Origin of the sequence: Mycobacterium sp., from assembly GCF_965229105.1 — a bacterium.
Classification (GTDB): Bacteria; Actinomycetota; Actinomycetes; order Mycobacteriales; family Mycobacteriaceae; genus Mycobacterium.
This window is the reverse complement of sequence record NZ_OZ245858.1, coordinates 1326801-1345871: the sequence shown is the minus strand read 5'-3', so window position 1 is coordinate 1345871 and position 19071 is coordinate 1326801. Positions and strand designations below refer to the sequence as shown.

At 64.4% G+C, this 19071-nt stretch carries 17 protein-coding genes; 5 read left to right on the top strand and 12 right to left on the bottom strand.

Annotated features, from left to right (window positions below):
* Window positions 1-33 precede the first annotated feature (33 nt).
* On the top strand, window positions 34-1533 hold the full coding sequence (locus ADBZ9O_RS06475) for an alpha,alpha-trehalose-phosphate synthase (UDP-forming) (RefSeq protein ID WP_526532906.1): 1500 nt from the start codon (window positions 34-36) through the stop codon (window positions 1531-1533).
* On the opposite strand, the gene ADBZ9O_RS06470 is transcribed toward ADBZ9O_RS06475, so the two are convergent.
* The 12 genes from ADBZ9O_RS06470 to ADBZ9O_RS06415 form a co-directional block, all read right to left on the bottom strand.
* Window positions 1520-2014 carry a mammalian cell entry protein gene (locus tag ADBZ9O_RS06470; RefSeq protein WP_526529485.1) on the bottom strand — a complete coding sequence of 165 codons (495 nt, stop codon included), beginning with the start codon at window positions 2012-2014 and terminating at the stop codon, window positions 1520-1522. The two genes, ADBZ9O_RS06475 and ADBZ9O_RS06470, sit on opposite strands and share 14 nt — an antisense overlap.
* Entirely contained in the window at window positions 2014-2727 is a 714-nt protein-coding gene (locus ADBZ9O_RS06465) for an Rv1363c family protein (RefSeq protein ID WP_526529483.1), read from the bottom strand. The genes ADBZ9O_RS06470 and ADBZ9O_RS06465 overlap by 1 nt, the downstream gene beginning before the upstream one ends.
* Entirely contained in the window at window positions 2727-4442 is a 1716-nt protein-coding gene (locus tag ADBZ9O_RS06460; protein WP_526529481.1) for an MCE family protein, read from the bottom strand. Before ADBZ9O_RS06460 ends, ADBZ9O_RS06465 begins: the two co-directional genes overlap by 1 nt.
* Window positions 4442-5620 carry an MCE family protein gene (locus ADBZ9O_RS06455; RefSeq protein ID WP_526529479.1) on the bottom strand — a complete coding sequence of 393 codons (1179 nt, stop codon included), beginning with the start codon at window positions 5618-5620 and terminating at the stop codon, window positions 4442-4444. The genes ADBZ9O_RS06460 and ADBZ9O_RS06455 overlap by 1 nt, the downstream gene beginning before the upstream one ends.
* On the bottom strand, window positions 5621-7054 hold the full coding sequence (locus ADBZ9O_RS06450; protein ID WP_526529477.1) for an MCE family protein: 1434 nt from the start codon (window positions 7052-7054) through the stop codon (window positions 5621-5623).
* Complete coding sequence (locus ADBZ9O_RS06445) at window positions 7051-8112, bottom strand: virulence factor Mce family protein (protein WP_526532903.1); 1062 nt, start codon at window positions 8110-8112, stop codon at window positions 7051-7053. Before ADBZ9O_RS06445 ends, ADBZ9O_RS06450 begins: the two co-directional genes overlap by 4 nt.
* On the bottom strand, window positions 8102-9136 hold the full coding sequence (locus ADBZ9O_RS06440) for an MCE family protein (protein WP_526529475.1): 1035 nt from the start codon (window positions 9134-9136) through the stop codon (window positions 8102-8104). The genes ADBZ9O_RS06445 and ADBZ9O_RS06440 overlap by 11 nt, the downstream gene beginning before the upstream one ends.
* Window positions 9136-10338 carry an MCE family protein gene (locus ADBZ9O_RS06435; protein ID WP_526529473.1) on the bottom strand — a complete coding sequence of 401 codons (1203 nt, stop codon included), beginning with the start codon at window positions 10336-10338 and terminating at the stop codon, window positions 9136-9138. Before ADBZ9O_RS06435 ends, ADBZ9O_RS06440 begins: the two co-directional genes overlap by 1 nt.
* 9 nt (window positions 10339-10347) lie before the next feature.
* The gene (locus ADBZ9O_RS06430; protein ID WP_526529470.1) at window positions 10348-11202 is read right to left on the bottom strand and encodes an MlaE family ABC transporter permease; all 855 of its coding nucleotides are present in this window, start codon (window positions 11200-11202) and stop codon (window positions 10348-10350) included.
* The gene (locus tag ADBZ9O_RS06425) at window positions 11199-11963 is read right to left on the bottom strand and encodes an MlaE family ABC transporter permease (RefSeq protein WP_526529468.1); all 765 of its coding nucleotides are present in this window, start codon (window positions 11961-11963) and stop codon (window positions 11199-11201) included. Before ADBZ9O_RS06425 ends, ADBZ9O_RS06430 begins: the two co-directional genes overlap by 4 nt.
* Window positions 11964-12240: 277 nt before the next feature.
* Window positions 12241-13158, bottom strand: a complete 918-nt coding sequence (locus ADBZ9O_RS06420; RefSeq protein ID WP_526529466.1) for a 3-oxoacyl-ACP reductase — start codon at window positions 13156-13158, stop codon at window positions 12241-12243.
* Window positions 13159-13171: 13 nt separating this feature from the next.
* The gene (locus ADBZ9O_RS06415; RefSeq protein WP_526529464.1) at window positions 13172-13363 is read right to left on the bottom strand and encodes a ferredoxin; all 192 of its coding nucleotides are present in this window, start codon (window positions 13361-13363) and stop codon (window positions 13172-13174) included.
* Window positions 13364-13570: 207 nt separating this feature from the next.
* Between ADBZ9O_RS06415 and ADBZ9O_RS06410 the strand changes: the two genes are divergently transcribed.
* From ADBZ9O_RS06410 to casI, 4 genes are read left to right on the top strand one after another with little or no spacing between them, the layout of a single operon-like run.
* On the top strand, window positions 13571-14752 hold the full coding sequence (locus tag ADBZ9O_RS06410; protein WP_526529462.1) for an acyl-CoA dehydrogenase family protein: 1182 nt from the start codon (window positions 13571-13573) through the stop codon (window positions 14750-14752).
* 30 nt (window positions 14753-14782) lie between these two features.
* Entirely contained in the window at window positions 14783-15880 is a 1098-nt protein-coding gene (locus tag ADBZ9O_RS06405) for an acyl-CoA dehydrogenase family protein (RefSeq protein WP_526529460.1), read from the top strand.
* Window positions 15881-15895: 15 nt separating this feature from the next.
* The gene (gene fadD17, locus ADBZ9O_RS06400) at window positions 15896-17428 is read left to right on the top strand and encodes a long-chain-fatty-acid--CoA ligase FadD17 (protein WP_526529458.1); all 1533 of its coding nucleotides are present in this window, start codon (window positions 15896-15898) and stop codon (window positions 17426-17428) included.
* A 10-nt stretch (window positions 17429-17438) separates the two neighbouring features.
* Entirely contained in the window at window positions 17439-19067 is a 1629-nt protein-coding gene (casI, locus tag ADBZ9O_RS06395) for a steroid-22-oyl-CoA synthetase (protein WP_526532901.1), read from the top strand.
* The last annotated feature ends 4 nt before the right edge of the window (window positions 19068-19071 follow it).

Sequence of the window (19071 nt, the reverse complement as noted above, 5' to 3'; positions counted from 1 at the left end):
GTGTCGCCCGGGGAGGACGCCGCCACCACCTCCTTGTCAACCGACTCCTCAACAACCGAATCCTCGTCATCTGAATTCGGGGAATCCGACTTCGTGGTGGTGGCCAACCGGCTGCCGATCGATATGGAGCGGCACCCGGACGGAACCACCTCGTGGAAGCGCAGCCCTGGCGGGCTGGTCACCGCCCTTGAGCCGCTGCTGCGTCGCCGTCACGGCGCGTGGATCGGCTGGCCCGGCGTTGCTGAGGATAGCGACGACGCGCCCGATGGTGAACCCATCATCGAAGATGATCTGCGGATGTACCCGGTCGCGTTGTCTTCCGCCGATGTCGCCGAGTATTACGAGGGCTTTTCGAATGCCACCTTGTGGCCGCTCTATCACGACGTCATCGTCAAACCGATCTACCACCGCCAATGGTGGGACCGCTACGTCGAGATCAACCGCAGATTCGCTGAGGCCACCTCGCGCGCGGCAGCCAAGGGTGCGACGGTCTGGGTGCAGGACTACCAACTGCAGCTGGTCCCGAAGATGCTACGCAAGCTGCGCCCCGACCTGACCATCGGTTTCTTTCTTCACATTCCGTTCCCGCCGATCGAGCTTTTCATGCAGATGCCTTGGCGCACCGAGATTATCGAGGGTCTACTCGGTGCCGATCTCGTCGGTTTTCATCTGCCCGGCGGCGCCCAGAACTTTCTGGTGCTTGCCCGACGCCTCCTCGGCGCCAACACTTCCCGGGCGACCATTGGCGTCCGGTCTCGGCTCGGTGAAGTTCAAATAGGTTTCCGCACCGTCAAGGTGGGCGCTTTCCCGATTTCCATCGACTCCGCCGAGCTGGACCAGAAGGCCCGCAACCGCGACATCCGCCGTCGCGCCCGCGAGATCCGCGCCGAACTCGGCGGCCCCCGCAAGATCCTGCTCGGTGTCGACCGACTGGACTACACCAAGGGCATTGACGTTCGGCTGCATGCGTTTTCGGAATTGCTCGAAGAAGGACGCGTCCCCAGGGATGACACCGTGCTGGTACAGCTTGCCACCCCGAGCCGGGAACGGGTGGAGAGCTACCGGGTGTTGCGCGACGATATCGAGCGCGAGGTCGGTCACATCAACGGTGAGTACGGCGAGGTCGGTCACCCGGTCGTGCAATACCTGCATCGTCCCATCCCCCGCGATGATCTGATCGCGTTCTTCGTCGCCGCCGATGTCATGCTGGTCACCCCGCTACGCGATGGGATGAACCTGGTGGCCAAGGAATACGTCGCGTGTCGCAGCGACCTCGGCGGCGCGCTGGTATTGAGCGAATTCACCGGTGCGGCAGCGGAACTGAGACAGTCCTACCTGGTGAACCCGCATGACCTCGAGGGTGTCAAGGACGGCATCGAACAGGCGCTGAGCCAGGCTCCTGAGGAGGGTCGGCGCCGGATGCGCGCGCTGCGGCGCCAAGTTCTGGTCCACGACGTCGACCGTTGGGCCCGGTCATTTCTCGACGCGCTGGCAGGAAAGACACCAGACGCTGACGCCCCTACATCGGAGTGATGTAGTTGATCAGCCACTTCCCGTCGACCTTCTGATAGTCCACGCGTAGCCGGCTACCGTCATATGCCGGCTGCTTCGACTTATCGGTCACGGTGCGGTTCATGTACACCATGACCGAGCCCGAATTGCGTTGCGCTTCAAGGACTCCAACTCCCACGACCTGGGCCTGGCTGACAACCTGACGTTGCCGAGCCTGCGGGATGATGTCTTTGTTGGCGCGGTCCTCGAACTCACGACGGTAGTCCGGCGTCAGGAGGGTGTAGGCGTCGGTCAGGCTCCGCTCGACAGTCTGATAGTCGTACCCGAACACCTTGGGAATCTGATCGGCTGCCAGCGGCGCCAGTTCGGTGCGCGTGGTCGCATCCGCCCGCAGCTCGACACGGTTCCAGTACAACGAACCGCAGATCCCTGCCAGCGCAACGATACCCACGACGACCAGAGCGGCGGCCAACCTGGCCAGCCAGCCGGTGAGGCGACGCATCAGTTACCTCCGTCGGGATACTTCAGGTCATAACCCGTCATGCGTCCGTTGTCATCTTCGTGTACGACCACACGCAGCCGGTAGGCCTGCGAAGGCTTGTTCACCCCGTCGAGGTCGGTGACCGTCACCCGCACCGCCACCAGAACCGAACCATTGTTGTTGGTGCTGTCGACGGCTTCCAGGGCGGCACCGTTGACGACAGCCTCAGAACTGGCATTGGTATCGCGGAACATCGCCTTGAGATTCTCGACATTGCTGCCTTGGCTCAAGGTATCCCGTAACGGGCCGCTCGTTCCGTCGACGAACCTGTTCACGCTGGCGTCGATATTGTCCTGGTTGTAGGAGAACATATTCAGCACCGTCTGCGACGCAGTGTCGACGAAGCGCTGATCGCGGGCCGCAACCGCGTCCGCATCGCGCTGCGCCACCAGTAGCGCAAACACCGCCCCACCGAGGATCGCTGCGACGACCACAGCGGATGCGGCGGCCAACCAACCGAAGAGCACTCGATTCGGTTGCCTACGAGGCGGTGGCAAGGCCGGGCGAAGCGGCCGTGCCTTCGGCTCCAGGGGTCGTTCGACCCGCTCGGTGAGAGCCGCACCTGTGGTACCTGCGGCCGGCCCGGCCGCGCGGGACGCGCGTCGACGAACCTGCTTCGGCGCCTCGTCGGTGTGCCCGGGACGAGAAGGAGAAGCAGGCGAAGATTCCACCATTACGCCTGCCTCGGATCAAGCATCAGATCCACCCAATTCTCGGCGGGGAGTTGTTTGGCATCGCCTGGGGCGAAGACACCCGTGCCGCCCGCCGGGTCGATAAACGTCCCGTTCTGGTCGTAGGAAGCGTACGCCGGACCACTGGCCTGCGGCTGGGGTGCCTCAGCGGGCAGCGGTGCATCCGGCGGGGCCGGCACGTCCTGCGGCGCCACCGGCGGTGGTGGTGGCCCCGGCTGCGCGTACGGCGGCACGATCTGATCCTGCGGCGCGAAGAACGGCCAAGGCGGCGGTGCCCCATTGTCATTCGGTGGCACCGGCAGCGGGAACGGCGCGTTGGGTGCAGGTCCCGGACCGGAAGGAACTCCGGGCGGCAATTGCACCGGGGGACCTGGGTCATAATCCGCGCCGGGTGGAATATAGGGAAACTTGTTGGGCGGCAGAATATTCCGGCTGTCCGGCTCGTAGTGGTTGTCTTCCGACTGGCCCATCGGCGTCCCGTACGGGATCGGCGGGCCGCGCCACGGGTTGCTACCGATCGGCACATACCCGACCGGATCGCGGCAGAGCTGGATTGTCGGCGCACGCTTGCCGGGGAACTCCTGGCAGGGGTAGTTACGCGCACCACGCACGACGGCCGGGTCGTTCTGGGCCGTCTTGCAGTACAGATCTTTGGGCAGGTCGCGGACCGTTTCGTCGGACGGCGTCCGGATCTGGGTGGCCGGGATGAAACCGACCGAGCACGGCGGTGGATCGCCGAGGTCGACCTTGAAGTCGAGCTTGCCGCCCTCGTCAGTCGGCACACCACCAGCCACGGTGATGAGGCCGGCCAGCAGCGCGGGGAAAATGACCAGCGCCTGCTCGATCGACTTGTGGTAGATCACCCCGACGCGACCCAGGTTCGCAAGGTTGGCCGCAAGCATCGGGAAGTCCGGCCGGATACCCGAGAACGCGGTGTTGGCCGAGTCGGCAGCCCCTGGCGCGGTCTGCAATAGCGTCCGCAGCTGCGGATCTGCCTGCCGCACTTCGGTGGTGAACCTGGCCAATCCGTCGGCCAGCGATTTGATGTCATCGCCGCTACGAATCTGCGCGTCCAGGAACGGGCCTGCCTGGTCGATCAGGGCCGCGGTCTGGCCGTAATTGCTGTTCGCCTCATCCACCAGCAGCCGCGACGACTGGATCAGCCGCGCCAGTTCCGGCCCAGATCCGTTGAACGCCTTGAACGTTTCCTTCAGCAGATCCTGGAGCCGACTGTTGCTCACGCTGTTGACGAGCGAATCCGCCGATTTCAGCAGGCCGGCGATGTCCTGACCGATCGCGGTATTGGCGCGGTCGATCGTCGAACCGTTGCGCAGCATCGCCTTTGACGCCTCAGCCGGCGGCACCAGATCGATGTACTGCTCTCCGATCGCCGACACGCTCTTGACCGTGGCGGTGACGTTATCGGGTACAGGAGTATCGGTGTTGAGCCGCATGTTGGCGACCACACCGTCATGGGAGAGCGCGACCGACTCGACCCGCCCGATTGTGACACCCCGATAGGTGACGTTGGCGTTCTCGTAGATGCCACCGCCTGCAACGAAATTCGCATCGACCTTGTAGGACCCGATACCCACGGCCGCGGGCACGTGCAGATAGAACACCGAGATGGCGCCCACGGTGAGGATGGTGACGATCGCGAAGATCGTGAGCTGAATTTTGGCGAAGCGATCGAGCATTATTTGGCCCCCGCCCCCTGGGTCGCAGGTCCCGGCGGGATCTTGAACGGATCGGCCGCCTGCCCCGAGAGGTTCGCCATCTCACCGATCAGGAAGTCCGGCGGGTTGATCACCTCGCTCATGTGCTTCATATTCGGGTCGAGAGCCGATGTGGTGAACACGGATTCACCGAGGCGCCGCACCGTGAGGTCGAAGGTGACGAACACGTTGAGATAGTCGCCACGCACGGCCTGTCTGATGTTGTCGGACTTGAACGGGAAGGTCGGACCGAGTTGCAGCGCCGAGACGAGGTAGTCGGCGTTGTCGGCCACCGCCTTGATGACCGGGTAGAGGTCCTTGAGGTCGGCGGCGAAGTCGGTCTTGGTCTCCGAGAGGATTCGCGCCGCGACGGTGCCGAAGCTGCGCAACGCCCCGAACGCATCGACGATGGTGGTCCGGTTCTTGTTCAGCACCTTCAGCGCGTCGGGCAGCGTGTCCAGTGCCCGGCCCAGGCTGTCCTTGTTCTGCGCGAGAATTCCGGCAAACCGGTTGAGGCCCTCGGCGGCGGCGATGATGTCGGCGGTCTGCTGATTGAGCGAATTGGTCAACTCCGCCAGCCTGGGGATCAGACCGGCGAACGTACCCGCACGATTGGCCACCGCTGCGAACGCTTCATCGGTGATGTCTTGGAGGGCACCAAGATTGCCTTTGTTCACCACAACGCCCAGGGAGGCGAGCACCTCTTCGGTGGTGGGGTAGCGACCGGCCTGCGACTCCGGGATATTGCTGCCTTCGACCAATTTGCCGTCGGCAGGCTTGTTCGCCGGAGGGGCCAGCTCGATGTGCTGGGAACCCAGTAGCGAGGTCTGTGCCACCTTGGCGGTTGCGTTACCGGGCAGGTGTACGTCGGAGTCCAGCGATAGTTTGACCGCAGCGAAGAACGTGCCGTCCGGACGCTGCTTCGCGTCGATACCGGACACGCTGCCCACGGTGACGTCATCGACCATCACCGGTGAGTTCTGGGGCAGCGTCGCCACATCCGGCAACTCCACGGTGATGGTGAAGGACCCGGAGCCGTGCCCCTTGGTACCGGGCATATCGAGCGAGTTCAGCCCGCCGAATGAACAGCCGGCCAGCAGGGTGACACCTGAGCCCAGTGCCACCAGTCGGCGGCCGATCCGGAACATCTGTCGTGCCATCTAGCCACCACCCCCCGGTGCGGGTGCCTCGGGGACAGCGGCGCCTCCCGGAGCCGGTGCGCCGGGGTCTGCGGCGGGGCCGGGCAGCGGTCCGCTTCCGACGATGAACGGCGGTCCGGGTGAAACCTGACCCTCGACCGCGGGTGGCGGCAGGAGCATATCGCCGAGCGTGGCACCGGGCGGGATCACCGGCGGAGTCACGCCGGGGGCTGGATTCCATTGCAGGTACGGCACCGGCGTCTGCGCCTTGGCCTCGGTGGCCGGAGTGTCGTAGATGATCTGTCCCTTGTAGGCGGTGATGCTGTTGATCGGGTGGAACAGGATCGGCGGATAGTTCATCGCGATCCTGCGCAGCACCGGCCCCATCCGCTCGCGGCACAGCTCGGCGCGCTTGTAGTTGTCGGGGTTGGCGCCGACGTCGAAGATGCCGCCGCAGATGAACTGCACCGGATTACCGAAGTTCGGCAGCGACAGCAGACCGCCGACGGTGCCCTGTGCCGGGTTGTAGATGTTGTAGAAGTTCGCCAGACCGTTGGGCGTGACGTGCAGAACCTGCTCGAGGTCGTCGGACTGATCGGAGATGATCTTGGTGAATGCGGTCAGCTTGTTGACCGAGCCGATCAACGTCTCGTTGTTCTCGTCGAGGAAACCGCGGACATCGTTGAGGGCCTGATTCAAGGTGCCGAGGGTGTTGTCCAGACCCTTCGAACTGTCAGCGAGCACCTGCGACACCGACGCCACGTGATCGGAGAACTGCACGAGCTGTTCATTGCTCTGTGAGAGCGCATCGACGAGCACCTGCAAGTTCTTGATGGTCCCGAACAGGTCGGCCCGCGAATCCCCCAGGCGCCCCGCAGTCTGCGACAGCTCGCGCAGCGCATTGCGGAACGAGTCGCCGTTGCCGTCGAAGGTGGACGCGGCCTGATCGACGAATGCGGTGAGCGGACCCTGCAGTCCACCCGCCTGCGGACCGAGCTGTGAGGACAGCGCCGTCAGCTGCTCTTTGACCTCATCCCACTCCACCGGCACACCGGTACGATCCAGCCCGATCTGCGCACCGTCGGCCAGCACCGGACCGCCGCCGCCGGGCGCACCGGCATCGAACGCCGGAGTGAACTGAATAAAGCGCGCCGACACCAGGTTCGGCGACACGATGATCGCGTGTGCGTCCGCGGGCACCTTCACGTCGTCGTTAACCGACATGGTGATCTTGACGTCATTCGCCCGTGGCTCGATCGAATCGATCTTGCCCACCGGGACGCCGACGACGCGGACGTCGTCACCGGGGTACAGACCGACCGCCGTCGAGAACAGCCCCACCACCTTGTGCGTGCCACGGCCGGGCCACAGCACGAACAGTGCGACGGCCAGCACCACGACCAGTGCCGTGATGACAGCGATAAGAGTTCCGCGGTTCCGCGTGATCGCACTCATGGTGACTTCGGCCTGATGATGAGGCGCTCGCCGATGAAACCGCGCAGGTAGTCGGCCAGGCTGTCAGGCAGCTTGCCGGGCTGGAAGTAGGAGTCGAACAGCACCTCGGACAGCGTCGCGGGCGGCAGACCGTAGAGGTTGATCTGGAAGCCGGGGCCCGAGCCCACCACCTCACCGAGCGCGGTGGCATATCCCGGGAGCCTGGCCAGCGCCTGGCTGATCTGGTCGCGACGCGAATTCAGGTTGTCCAGTACCAAGTTCAGTTTCGACAGTGCGGGGCCGAAGATCTTGCGGTTATCGGCGACGAATCCCGAAATCTGCTGGGACACATCGTCAATACCGGCGATCAGGGTGCTCAGTGCCTGTCTGCGCTCATCGAGGGCGGCGAAGAGTTGATTACCGTCGACAACGAGCTGGTTGACCTGTTTGGCCCGATCGCCCAGCGTCTTGGTGACGGACTGCGCGTGCTGCAGCAGCTGGCCGAGCGCTTCGTCGCGGGTGTTGAGGCTGCGCGACAGCGATGTGACACCGTCGAGGGCACCGCGCAGTTGCGGGGTCGCATCGCGCAGAGTGTCGGTCAAGGTGTTCAGCGCCAGCTCGAACTGCGGCTTGTCCAGGGCGGCGGTGTTACCGCCGAGATCCTGCAACGCGGCATTCAGCGTGTAGGGAGTAGTGGTGCGCCCCAACGGAATCGTGGTCGACGTACCGGTACCGGCCGGGGTGACATCCAGAGATTTCTGGCCGAGCACCGTATCGGTCTTGATCGCCACCAGCGTCTGATCACCGACCCGCACGTTGCGGTCGACGGAGAACGTGACCTTGGCCGCGGTGCCTGCCAGACCGACCGAAGACACCTTGCCGACCTTGATACCTGAGACGTTGACATCGTTACCGGGGGTGATACCGCCGGCGTCGTTGAAGAACGCGTTGTAGATCTTGCCCTGCGGGAAGAACGGCAGCTGGGTGTAGCCGAACGACACCAGAACGAGGCATGCCACCAGGACTATGCCGAATACACCGGTTCGGACGGGGTTGTGCCCGTCGGGATTACTTGGCAGGAGCGCACCTCCCCTTAGACGGGTCCGGCGGTCCGCCGAACGGAATCAGGATGTCGCTGCCCGCAGGTCCGTTGATCTTGATCCGGATCGAGCAGTAGTAGATGTTGAAGAACGAGCCGTAGGCGCCGAGTGCGTTGAGCCGCAGGTAGTTCTCGGCGAGTGGGTCGATGACCTTGTTGACATCGTCTTTGCGCTCATCGAGCTTGGCCGCAAGCGGTTCGAGATTCTCCACCACGCCCTGTAGTGGGCGCCGGCTCGTTTCCAGCATCTCGGTCAGGTCCGATGACGCCGACGCCAACGGCCCGATCGCACCGGCGATGGGGTCCTTACCTTGGGCGAGTCCGGTGATGAGCTGTTGCAGTTGGTCGACGCTGGTGTCGAACTGGGTGCCCTTTTCATCGACTGTCGCCAGCACCGTGTTGAGGTTGGTGATGACGTCACCGATGAGCTGATCGCGCGCGGCCAGGTCGCTGGTGAACGAACTGGTGGAGGACAGCAATTCCGAGACCGCGCCGCCTTGGCCCTGCAACAGTTCGATGATCGCGTTGGTGACCTCGTTGACCTTGCTGCCGTCGAGTCCTTTGAGGACGGGCCGCAGGCCACCGAGCAGGGCATCGAGATCGAGCGCGGGCTGGGTGTGATCCTTGTTGATACTGCCGCCGGGGGGAAGTTTGCGCAGATCGCCTGGGCCGGAAGCGATCTCCATGAAGCGGTCGCCGACCAGGTTCTCGTAGCGAATCAGCGCACGAGTCGAGGTGTAGAGCTGATAACGCTTGTCGACGTCGAATGTGACATCGACACTGTTGTCCGGCGCCAATTTGATCTCGGTGACACTGCCCACGGGGACCCCGGCGATGCGGACGTCCTGCCCGGTTTTCAGCCGTGAGGCCGTGGTGAAGTTGGCATGAAAGGTGTTGCTCGACGAGAACCGAAACTCACCGAAGACGACCACCAGTCCGGCCGCCACAAGCAGCATCACGACGGTGAAGATGCCGACGTTGACCAGATTCTTGTTGTGGTTCATCAGAAGTCGTCCCGTTCGGCATAAGCACCGTTGAACAGGAACTGCAGGGTCGACGGCGCGTCGAACTGCAACTCGGTGTTCGGCTGGAACGGCACGTACGCGTTGTCGGTGACCAGGAACGGGGCCCGGTACCACGAACCGCCGATCTGCTTGCTCGGAATATCCGGCAGGCCACGGCAGTTCGGGCCGCCGGAGGCGTTGACCACCGGCAGACTCTCGGGATAGGTATAGGCGGGGGCACCGGGCAAGAAGTTCGACGAGACGAACAGGCCGGGTCGGGTGCCACCGATGATCGGGCCGAACGTATCGGCGGCCGTCACCAAAGACCTGAGCACGCAACCGATTTCCGGCGAGTAGTCGCCGAGCACCTTGGCGGGCGCCCTGGCGCGCTGGATCGCCGCGATGTAATCGTCGGCCGCGGGTGCCAGCGTCTCGTACCCGTTGTTGGCCAACCCGGTTGCGGCCAGCAGTGTGGCGTTGAGGTTGTCCTGCTGATCGACGACGGTCTTGCTGATCGCGGGCAGGTTGTTGAGCACTGTCACCAGATCTGGCGCCGCATCGGCGTAGATATTGGCAACGGCTGCGGCCTGTTTGAGATCTGACTGCACCGTCGGCAGCTTCGGGTTGAGCTGGGTCAGGTAGGTGTTGATCCCGGCCATCGTCGCGCCGAGGTTATCGCCGTTACCGCGCAACCCCTCCCCCAACGCGGTCAGCGTCGCGTTGAGATTCACCGGGTCGATCTTCTGCAGTAGTTCGGTCAGCGTCTGGAACAGGGTGTTGACCTCAAGCTGCACCGAGGACGCCTGGACGGTGGCACCGGCCGCCATGGTGCGCGCGGTCGGATCCTTCGGCGCGATGAATTCCACCGATTTGGCGCCGAACACGGTGTTACCCGCGATCCGCACCTCTGAGTTCGACGGGATGAAGGGCAATTGGCCGCTATCCACAGAGAGCGTCAACTTCGCCTGATCGCCGGTGTAATCGATCGAGGTGACCTTGCCGATCTGGACACCGCGGTACTTGACCTTGGCATCGGTTTCCATCACCAGGCCGGCCCGCGGCGACATCACCGTCACCGTATCGGTGGACGTGAATGCGGCCGTATAGGCCAGATAGGTGAACAGCACCGCGGCCACGATCAGCGTTGCCAGTACGGCCGCCGCCACCCTGACGTGTGTACGCCTCGTTCCGCCCTCGGCCATGTCGGCCCGCTACCCGGAGAGGTTGAAGTTGCCGGACCCGCCGTAGACGGCGAGCGAGATGAGCAGGGTGATCACCACGACGACCACCAGCGAGGTGCGCACCGCCTTACCGACGGCGATCCCCACCCCGACCGGTCCGCCGGATGCGTTGTAACCGTAGAACGTGTGGACCAGCATCACCGCCACCGACATCACGATGGCCTGCAGGAACGACCACAGCAGGTCGGTGGGAATGAGGAACGTGTTGAAGTAGTGGTCATACAGACCTGCGGACTGCCCGTTGATGAACACCGTGGTGAATCGCGCCGCGAAGAATGCGGCCAGCACCGACAGCGAGTACAGCGGGATGATCGCGATCAGGCCCGCGACGATCCGGGTGGAAACCAGGTAGGACATGGAGTGCACGGCCATCGTCTCGACAGCGTCGATCTCCTCGGCCACCCGCATGGCGCCCAGTTGGGCCGTGGTACCGGCCCCGATGGTGGCGGCCAGCGCGATACCGGCGATGACGGGAGCCACGATGCGCACGTTGAGGAATGCCGACAGGAAGCCGGTCAGGGCTTCGATGCCGATATTGCCCAGTGAGGAGTAGCCCTGGACGGCGATCACACCGCCGGATGCCAGCGTCAGGAACGCCGCAACCCCAACCGTGCCACCGATGATCACCAAAGCGCCAGTGCCCATGGTCATCTCGGCGATCAACCGGACGGTCTCCCGACGGTATTTGGTCACCGCATTCGGGATGTAACGAATCGACTCACCGTAGAACAACGCCTGCTCACCGAAGCCGTCGACTGCCTTGGGCACCCCGGCCAGGATTCGCCGGAGCCGCAGGCTGGCGTCGTAGTTGCCGATACCGGTCATTTCGCCAGCACCCGCACACCGATGGCCGTCATGACGACGTTGATGACGAACAGGCAGATGAAGGCGTAGACCACGGTTTCGTTGACGGCGATGCCAACACCCTTGGGGCCACCTTGAACGGTCAGACCGCGGTAGCACCCCACCAGACCCGCGAAGACCCCGAACAGCAGGGCTTTGATCTCGGCCAAGATCAACTCGGGCAGGCCGGTCAGGATGGTCAGGCCGTTGATGAAGGCACCCGGGTTCACACCCTGCAGAAAGACCGAGAACACATAACCGCCCGCCAGTCCGATCATGCAGACGAAGCCGTTCAACAGCAGCGCGACGAACGTCGACGCCAACACCCTCGGCACGACGAGGCGTTGGATCGGATCGATACCGAGGACCCGCATCGCGTCGATTTCCTCGCGAATGGTGCGCGCGCCGAGGTCGGCGCAGATGGCGGTGGCGCCGGCACCGGCGACCACCAGCACGGTGACGACCGGTCCCAGCTGGGTGACCGTGCCGAACGCGGTGCCCGCGCCGGATAGGTCCGCAGCACCGATTTCCCGCAGCAGGATGTTCAGGGTGAACGCGACCAGCACGGTGAAGGGGATCGCCACCAACAGTGTCGGCACCAGCGAGACGCGAGCGATCATCCAGGTCTGGTCGATCAGCTCACGGAACTGAAACGGCCGCCGGAACATCGCTCGGAAGGTGTCCATGGACATCTCCACAAACCCGCCCACGGCCCGAGCTGGAACCGCGAGCTGTTCGAACAACCTCGGTTCCCTTCTCGTTGCGGATGTGCATCGGCTTCCCGATTCACGCCGCCTTGGCGAAGCCTGCGTAGTACCTGGTTCGCTGGACCTTACAGCGCCCTGCGGACACGCTAAGCTGGGTGAGCCGAGTCATCGTAACTAGAACACGTTCGCAGTGTCAAAGAACCGACACAAGAGACAGAAGCGCCAATCTGTCCAGGTCAAGGCCAGTGTGACCTAGATCATTCTAGAACGTGTTCTAGTCCCAAAACCCCGTCCGAGCAGCGGTTTGACAACATCAGTTGCCCATTAGCGCTGTGGCCGAAAACGACAGCTCCGGGTCGCGAGCAGCAAAGTACTCCTGCAGTGTCTCACTGAGGTCGGAAGGATTCCAGGCGGAGCTGGCGGCAGAGAACTTCTTCTCGACGCTCGGCGCCGCCACCAAGGTGACGTCCGGTCCGTAGACGATGAAAACCTGCCCGTTGACGGCCTCAGCCGCCGGGGAGGCCAGGAACCGCACGAGTGTCACCACATGCTCGGGTGAGAGGCTGTCGACTTCGCCGTCGGCGACATCTGGCTCCGCCCCGAACACACCGGCGGTCATGGCCGTCCTGGCCCGGGGGCAGATTGCGTTCGCCCGCACCCCGTAGCGCTCAAGACCGCGGGCCGCCGACATCGTCAGCGCCGAGATACCTGCCTTGGCCGCCCCGTAGTTGGCCTGGCCGGGAGGACCCGCCAGACCGGCTTCAGAGGAGGTGTTGATCAGCCGTCCGTACACCGTGCCGCTCTCAGATTCCTTGGCCTTGTTGCGCCAGTACGTCGCCGCATTGCGGGTGAGCAGGAAGTGACCGCGCAGGTGCACCGCGATGACGGCATCCCAGTCTTCGTCGGTCATGTTGAACAACATTCGATCTCTGGTGATACCTGCGTTGTTGACGACGATATCGAGGCCGCCCAGACCGTCTGCGGTGGCGACCAGCTCATCGGCGGTGGACCGCTGACTGATATCGCCGGCGACGGTCACCGCTTTGGACCCGGCGGCGATGATCTCGTCCATCACGTCGGAAGCGTCGATGGCCTTGGCCATGTCGTTGACGACGACGGTGGCGCCCGCCCTGGCCAACCCGATCGCTTCGGCCCGGCCCAGGCCGGCGGCCGCCCCGGTGACTACGGCGACCTTGCCGGACAGGTCGATGGTCTGCGTCTTAGCGGTCAACTTACGAATACCTCTAGTCTTTCCGGATCAATGCGGCTCGTGGGCACTCGGCGACCGACTGCTCGGCCAGCTGTTCCTGGTCGGCGGGGACCTCGTCGACCAACACCACGGCATAGTCCTCGTCATCGAGGTCGAACAGGTCAGGGGCAATTCCCACACAAACCGCATTGCCCTCGCAGCGATCGCGATCGACTTCTACCCGCATCCCAACCTCCTCAGATTCACGCCCACGCAGTCGCAGCAGGTGGGCATCAGGATAAGACCGCTCTGGCCGAATGCCAGTCTGGACCCCAAGACTAGAACGTGTTACAACGAGGATCACAAGAAGGATGGTCTCCAGGAGTTTCTCCCGAGGTTGATCGGGAGCTCCAGTAAGCCTTGACGGGCAGCAACACCGAGCGAAGGACGGCCGATGCGCATCACGTACACACCCGAGCAGGAGGAGCTGCGCCGCGAGTTGCGGTCCTACTTCACCCAGCTGGCCACCCCCGAACGGCTGGAGGCGCTCAACGCCTCCGCTGGCGAGATGGGCAGCGGAAACGTCTACCGCGACACCGTCGCGCAGATGGGTAAGGACGGCTGGCTGGCACTGGGCTGGCCGGTGGAATACGGCGGCCAGGCCCGCTCTTCGATGGACCAACTGATCTTCAACGACGAGGCGTCGATCGCCGGCATCCCGGTGCCGTTCCTGACGATCAACAGCGTCGCGCCCACGATCATGGCGTTCGGTTCCGATGAGCAGAAGAATTTCTTTCTGCCCAAAATCGCTGCGGGTGAACTGCACTTCTCGATCGGCTACTCCGAGCCCGGTGCGGGTACCGACCTCGCGGCGCTGCGTACGACGGCGGTCCGCGACGGTGATGACTACGTGGTCAACGGCCAGAAGATGTGGACTTCGCTGATCGCCTACGCCGACTACGTCTGGTTGGCGGTACGGACCAACCCGGAAGCCAAGAAGCACCGCGGCATCTCGATGCTGATCATGCCGACCACCGCCGAGGGTTTCTCCTGGACTCCGGTGCACACGATGTCCGGCGTCGACACCAGCGCCACCTACTACCAGGACGTCCGGATTCCGGTCGCCAACCGCGTCGGTGAGGAGAACGCGGGCTGGAAACTGGTTACCAATCAGCTCAACCATGAGCGCGTCGCCCTGGTCTCGGCTCAGCCGATCTACCTGGCGCTCAACCAGGTTCGCGAATGGGCTCAGAACACCAAGGACGCCCGCGGCGAGCGACTGATCGACCACGAGTGGGTGCAACTGAACCTGGCGCGGGTACTGGCCAAGGTCGAGGTGCTCAAGCTGATCAACTGGGAACTGGCGTCGGCAACCGATGCCGCGCCATCACCGGCGGACGCATCGGCGGCCAAGGTGTTCGGCACCGAGTTGGCCACCGAGGCATACCGCCTGCTGATGGAGATCCTCGGACCGTCAGCCACCGTTCGCAGCGATTCGCCCGGCGCACTGCTGCGCGGTCGCGTCGAGAGGTTGCACCGCTCCGCCCTGATTCTGACTTTCGGTGGCGGTACCAACGAGATCCAGCGCGACATCATCGGCATGGTCGGCCTCGGCCTGCCCCGCGTCAACCGCTGACCCAAGCCCAGTCTCCCGTAAGGACGATCCATGGATTTCACTACCAACGAAGCCGTACAGGACCTCTCGGGCCTGGTCGGCACCATCGTCGACGCGGTGTGCACACCAGCACACCAGCGCGAACTCGACGGTCTCGATCAGCGGTTCGACAAGGCGCTGTGGCGCAAGCTGATCGATGCCGACATCCTGTCCACCGCCGCACCAGAAGCTTTGGGCGGTGGAGGTTTCGGCGTGCTGGAACAAGCGGCAATACTCACCGCGCTCGGCAGGCAGATCGCCGCAGTGCCGTACCTGGAATCGGTAGTCCTGGGCGCCGGCGCACTGGCCCGATTCGGATCGGCTGACCTGCAGCAGAACTGGGGTACGACAGCGGTCAGCGGCGACAAGATCCTGACGGTGGCCCTCGACGGCGAACTCGGTCAGGGCCCGGTGCGCGCGACTGCCTCCGGGGACGGCCACACCTTGACCGGTACCAGGACCCCGGTCGGTTTTGCACCCGTGGCCGATGCGTTCCTGGTGTCCGCGGAAAGCGATTCGGGAACGGCGGTCTTCCTGGTCGCCGCCGATGATCCCGGGGTATCGGTGATCAGCCTCGATACCACCGGCAAGGGCAGCGTCGGCGAACTCGACCTTTCCGGTGTCACCCTCGGCGCGGATCGACTGGTCGGGGGCAGTGAGGTCGTCAGCTGGCTCAAAACACAGCTCACCTTGGGCCACAGCGCGTTTCAGCTGGGTGTGCTGGAGCGCGCCCTGGAACTCACCGCCGAGTACGCCAGGACCAGAGAACAGTTCGAGCGCCCGATCGGCAGCTTCCAGGCCGTCGCACAGCGGCTGGCCGACGGCTACATCGATGTCAAAGGCCTGCGCCTGACACTGACGCAGGCAGCCTGGCGCCTCGACGAGGACCTGCCCGCCGATACCGAGGTGGCCACGGCCGCATTCTGGGCCGCCGACGCAGGGCACCGAGTCGCACACACCACAGTGCACGTGCACGGCGGTGTCGGCATCGACATCGACCATCCCGTGCACCGGTACTTCCTGGCCGCAAAGCAGTCCGAATTCACTCTCGGCAGCGCGACCGGGCAACTGCTACAGATCGGCCGCGAGCTGGCCGACACGCCGGTCTGAGGGTGGCCCGTCCCGTTGGGTAAACCGACCGTCACCCGGCTGGTACAGCGACTGACCGATGTCGATGACAGGGGGGTGCGCGCAGCTGACTCCTTTGTCAGCTGGCGCAACCACATTCAGGATGCCGCCGATCTGGCTGCCACGTTGCGGGCCCGGCTCGACCCGGACCGGCCGCCGCATGTCGGAGTGCTACTGGGTAACACGCCGTTCTTCTCCACGGTGCTGGTGGCGGCCGCGCTGTCCGGGCTGGTCCCGGTCGGGTTGAATCCGACCCGCCGGGGTGCTGCGCTGCAACGCGATATCGATCATGCGGACTGCCAGCTTGTGATCGCCGATGGGGAGGGCGCGCAGACCGGCATCGATACCATCGATATCGAATCACCGCAGTGGGCCGACGAACTCGCCGCCCATCGCGGATCGGCCGTCCATTTCCAGGATGCCGACCCCGACGATCTGTTCATGCTGATCTTCACCTCCGGTACCAGCGGCAACCCGAAGGCCGTGCGGTGCACCCATGAAAAGGTGGCTTTCCCCGGCGAGATGCTCGCGGAGCGGTTTGGGCTCGGACCGGCCGACACGTGTTACCTGTCGATGCCGCTGTTTCACTCCAACGCCATCATGGCGGGCTGGGGCCCCGCGGTGGCGGCCGGAGCATCAATAGCGTTGCGCCGCAAATTCTCTGCCTCCCAGTTCTTTCCCGATATCCGCCGGTTCGGTGCCACCTATGCCAACTACGTCGGCAAGCCGCTGTCCTACATCCTGGCCACCCCGCCCCGCGATGACGACACCGATAACCCGCTGCGGTTCGCCTACGGGAACGAAGGAGCGCCAAGGGATCTGGACCGGTTCGCGCGGCGCTTCGGGGTGACCGTGGTGGACGGCTTCGGTTCGAGCGAGGGCGGGGTGTCGATCGCCCGCACTCCGGACACCCCGGAGGGCGCGTTGGGTCCGTTGGTCGACGGGGTGGCGATCGTCGACGTCGATACCGGCGAACCCTGCCCGCCGGGAGTGATCGGCGAGCTGGTCAATACCGCTGGCCCCGGCCAGTTCCGCGGTTACTACCACGATCCGGAGGCCGAAGCCGAACGCATGGGCGGTGGGGTGTACCACAGTGGCGACCTGGCCTACTGCGATGAGAATGGTTTCGCCTACTTTGGTGGGCGCCTTGGCGATTGGATGCGCGTCGACGGGGAGAATCTCGGGACCGCACCCATCGAACGGATCCTGATGCGCTATCCCGAAGTGACCGAAGTCGCGGTGTACCCGATCCCCGATCCAGCGGTAGGTGATCAGGTGATGGCGGCCCTGGTACTGCGTACGGCGGCCGAATGCGAGGCCTTCGATGTCGAGAAGTTCAGGGCCTTCCTAGCCGACCAAAGCGATCTCGGCCCCAAACAATGGCCCGCCTACGTCCGCACAAGCACCGAGCTGCCGCGTACCGAGACCTTCAAGATCCTCAAGCGCCAGCTATCGGCACAGGGCGTGGACTGCGGCGATCCAGTCCACCAGATCCGGCAGGACCGTGACCGCCGTGTCTGCGCACCCTGATATCGCGACCATGCTGCTCGATCGCTGCGGCGACGGGCATCCCGGTTTGCGCACCCGCTCTCGCGAGTGGTCCTGGGATGAGGTGGTCCGGGAGTCGGCCGCGCGGGGCGCGCTGGCTGGTGCCGCTCGCGTGACGGGCCCGTATCATATCGGCGTACTACTCGACAACACAGCGGATTTCGTGTTCTGGCTGGGTGCGGCTGCGCTATCCGGCGCGACGATCGTCGGACTCAATCCCACGCGCGGGTCCGCCGACCTCGCCGCGGATGTCCGCCACGCCGACTGTCAGCTGATCGTCACCGACACCGCCGGTCTGCGCCGCCTGCGCGATCTCGAGCACGGACTCGACGACACCCGATTCCTCGTGGTCGATCATCCCGATTATCTGGAGCGCGTCGAGCAGCACCTGGCCGAGCCCGCGGTGGCCCCCGGTGTCGGCTCCGCGTCACTCATGCTGCTGCTGTTCACCTCAGGCACCACCGGGACATCGAAGGCTGTCCGGTGTAGCCAGGGCCGACTGGCCCGAATCGCCCACACTGCGGCCGAGAAATACGGCCATCACCGCGACGATGTCGAATACTGCTGCATGCCGCTGTTTCACGGCAACGCCCTGATGGCGCTGTGGGCGCCGGCGCTGGCCAGCGGTGCCACGGTCTGCCTGACACCGACTTTCACGGCGTCGGGGTTCTTACCGGATGTGCGGTTCTTCGGTGCAACCTTCTTCACCTACGTCGGGAAAGCTCTGTCGTATCTGATGGCGACCCCCGAGGCCGACGATGACGCCGACAACACTCTGACGCGTGGCTTCGGCACCGAGGCCTCGCCCGAGGACCAGATTCAGTTCCGGCGGCGGTTCGGCGCGGAATTGTTCGAGGGCTACGGGTCAAGCGAGGGCGGCGCCGTGGCCACCCCGGACCCTGCCGCTCCCCCGACCGCATTGGGCCGGCCGTCACACCCCGGGGTCGTGGTTATCGACCCGGAGACCCAAATACGTTGTGCAACAGCTCAACTCGATGATCACGGCCGGGTGTGCAACTTCGATGCGGCGGTGGGTGAAATCGTCGACCAGCGAGGTGCCGGCGATTTCGAGGGTTACTACAAAAACGATGCGGCTGACGCCGATCGGGTCCGCAACGGCTGGTACTGGACGGGTGATCTCGGCTATATCGACGCCGACGGATTCCTGTACTTCGCCGGGCGCCGCGGCGACTGGATCCGGGTCGACGGGGAGAACATCTCGGCGTTGACCATCGAGCGGGTGCTGCGTCGCCACCCCGCCGTCATCGCGGCCGGGGTCTACGCCGTCGCCGATCCACGCTCGGGCGATCTGGTGATGGCCGCGATCGAGGTCGCCGAACCGGGATCATTCGATATCGCCGGTTTCGCCCACTTCCTGGTCACGCAGAACGATCTGGGCAAAAAGGGCGTCCCACGGCTCCTGCGCGTGTCGGCCAACCTGCCGGCCACCGGCTCGAACAAAGTGCTCAAGCGCGAACTGCAGAAACAGGCTTGGCTGACAGACGATCCGGTGTACCAATGGGTGACTCGTGGGCAGCCGGAGTACCACCGGATGGACGATGCCGACCGGCAGGCACTGGACCGCGAGTTCGCCACGCACGGCCGCGCACGTCAGGCCTGATGAA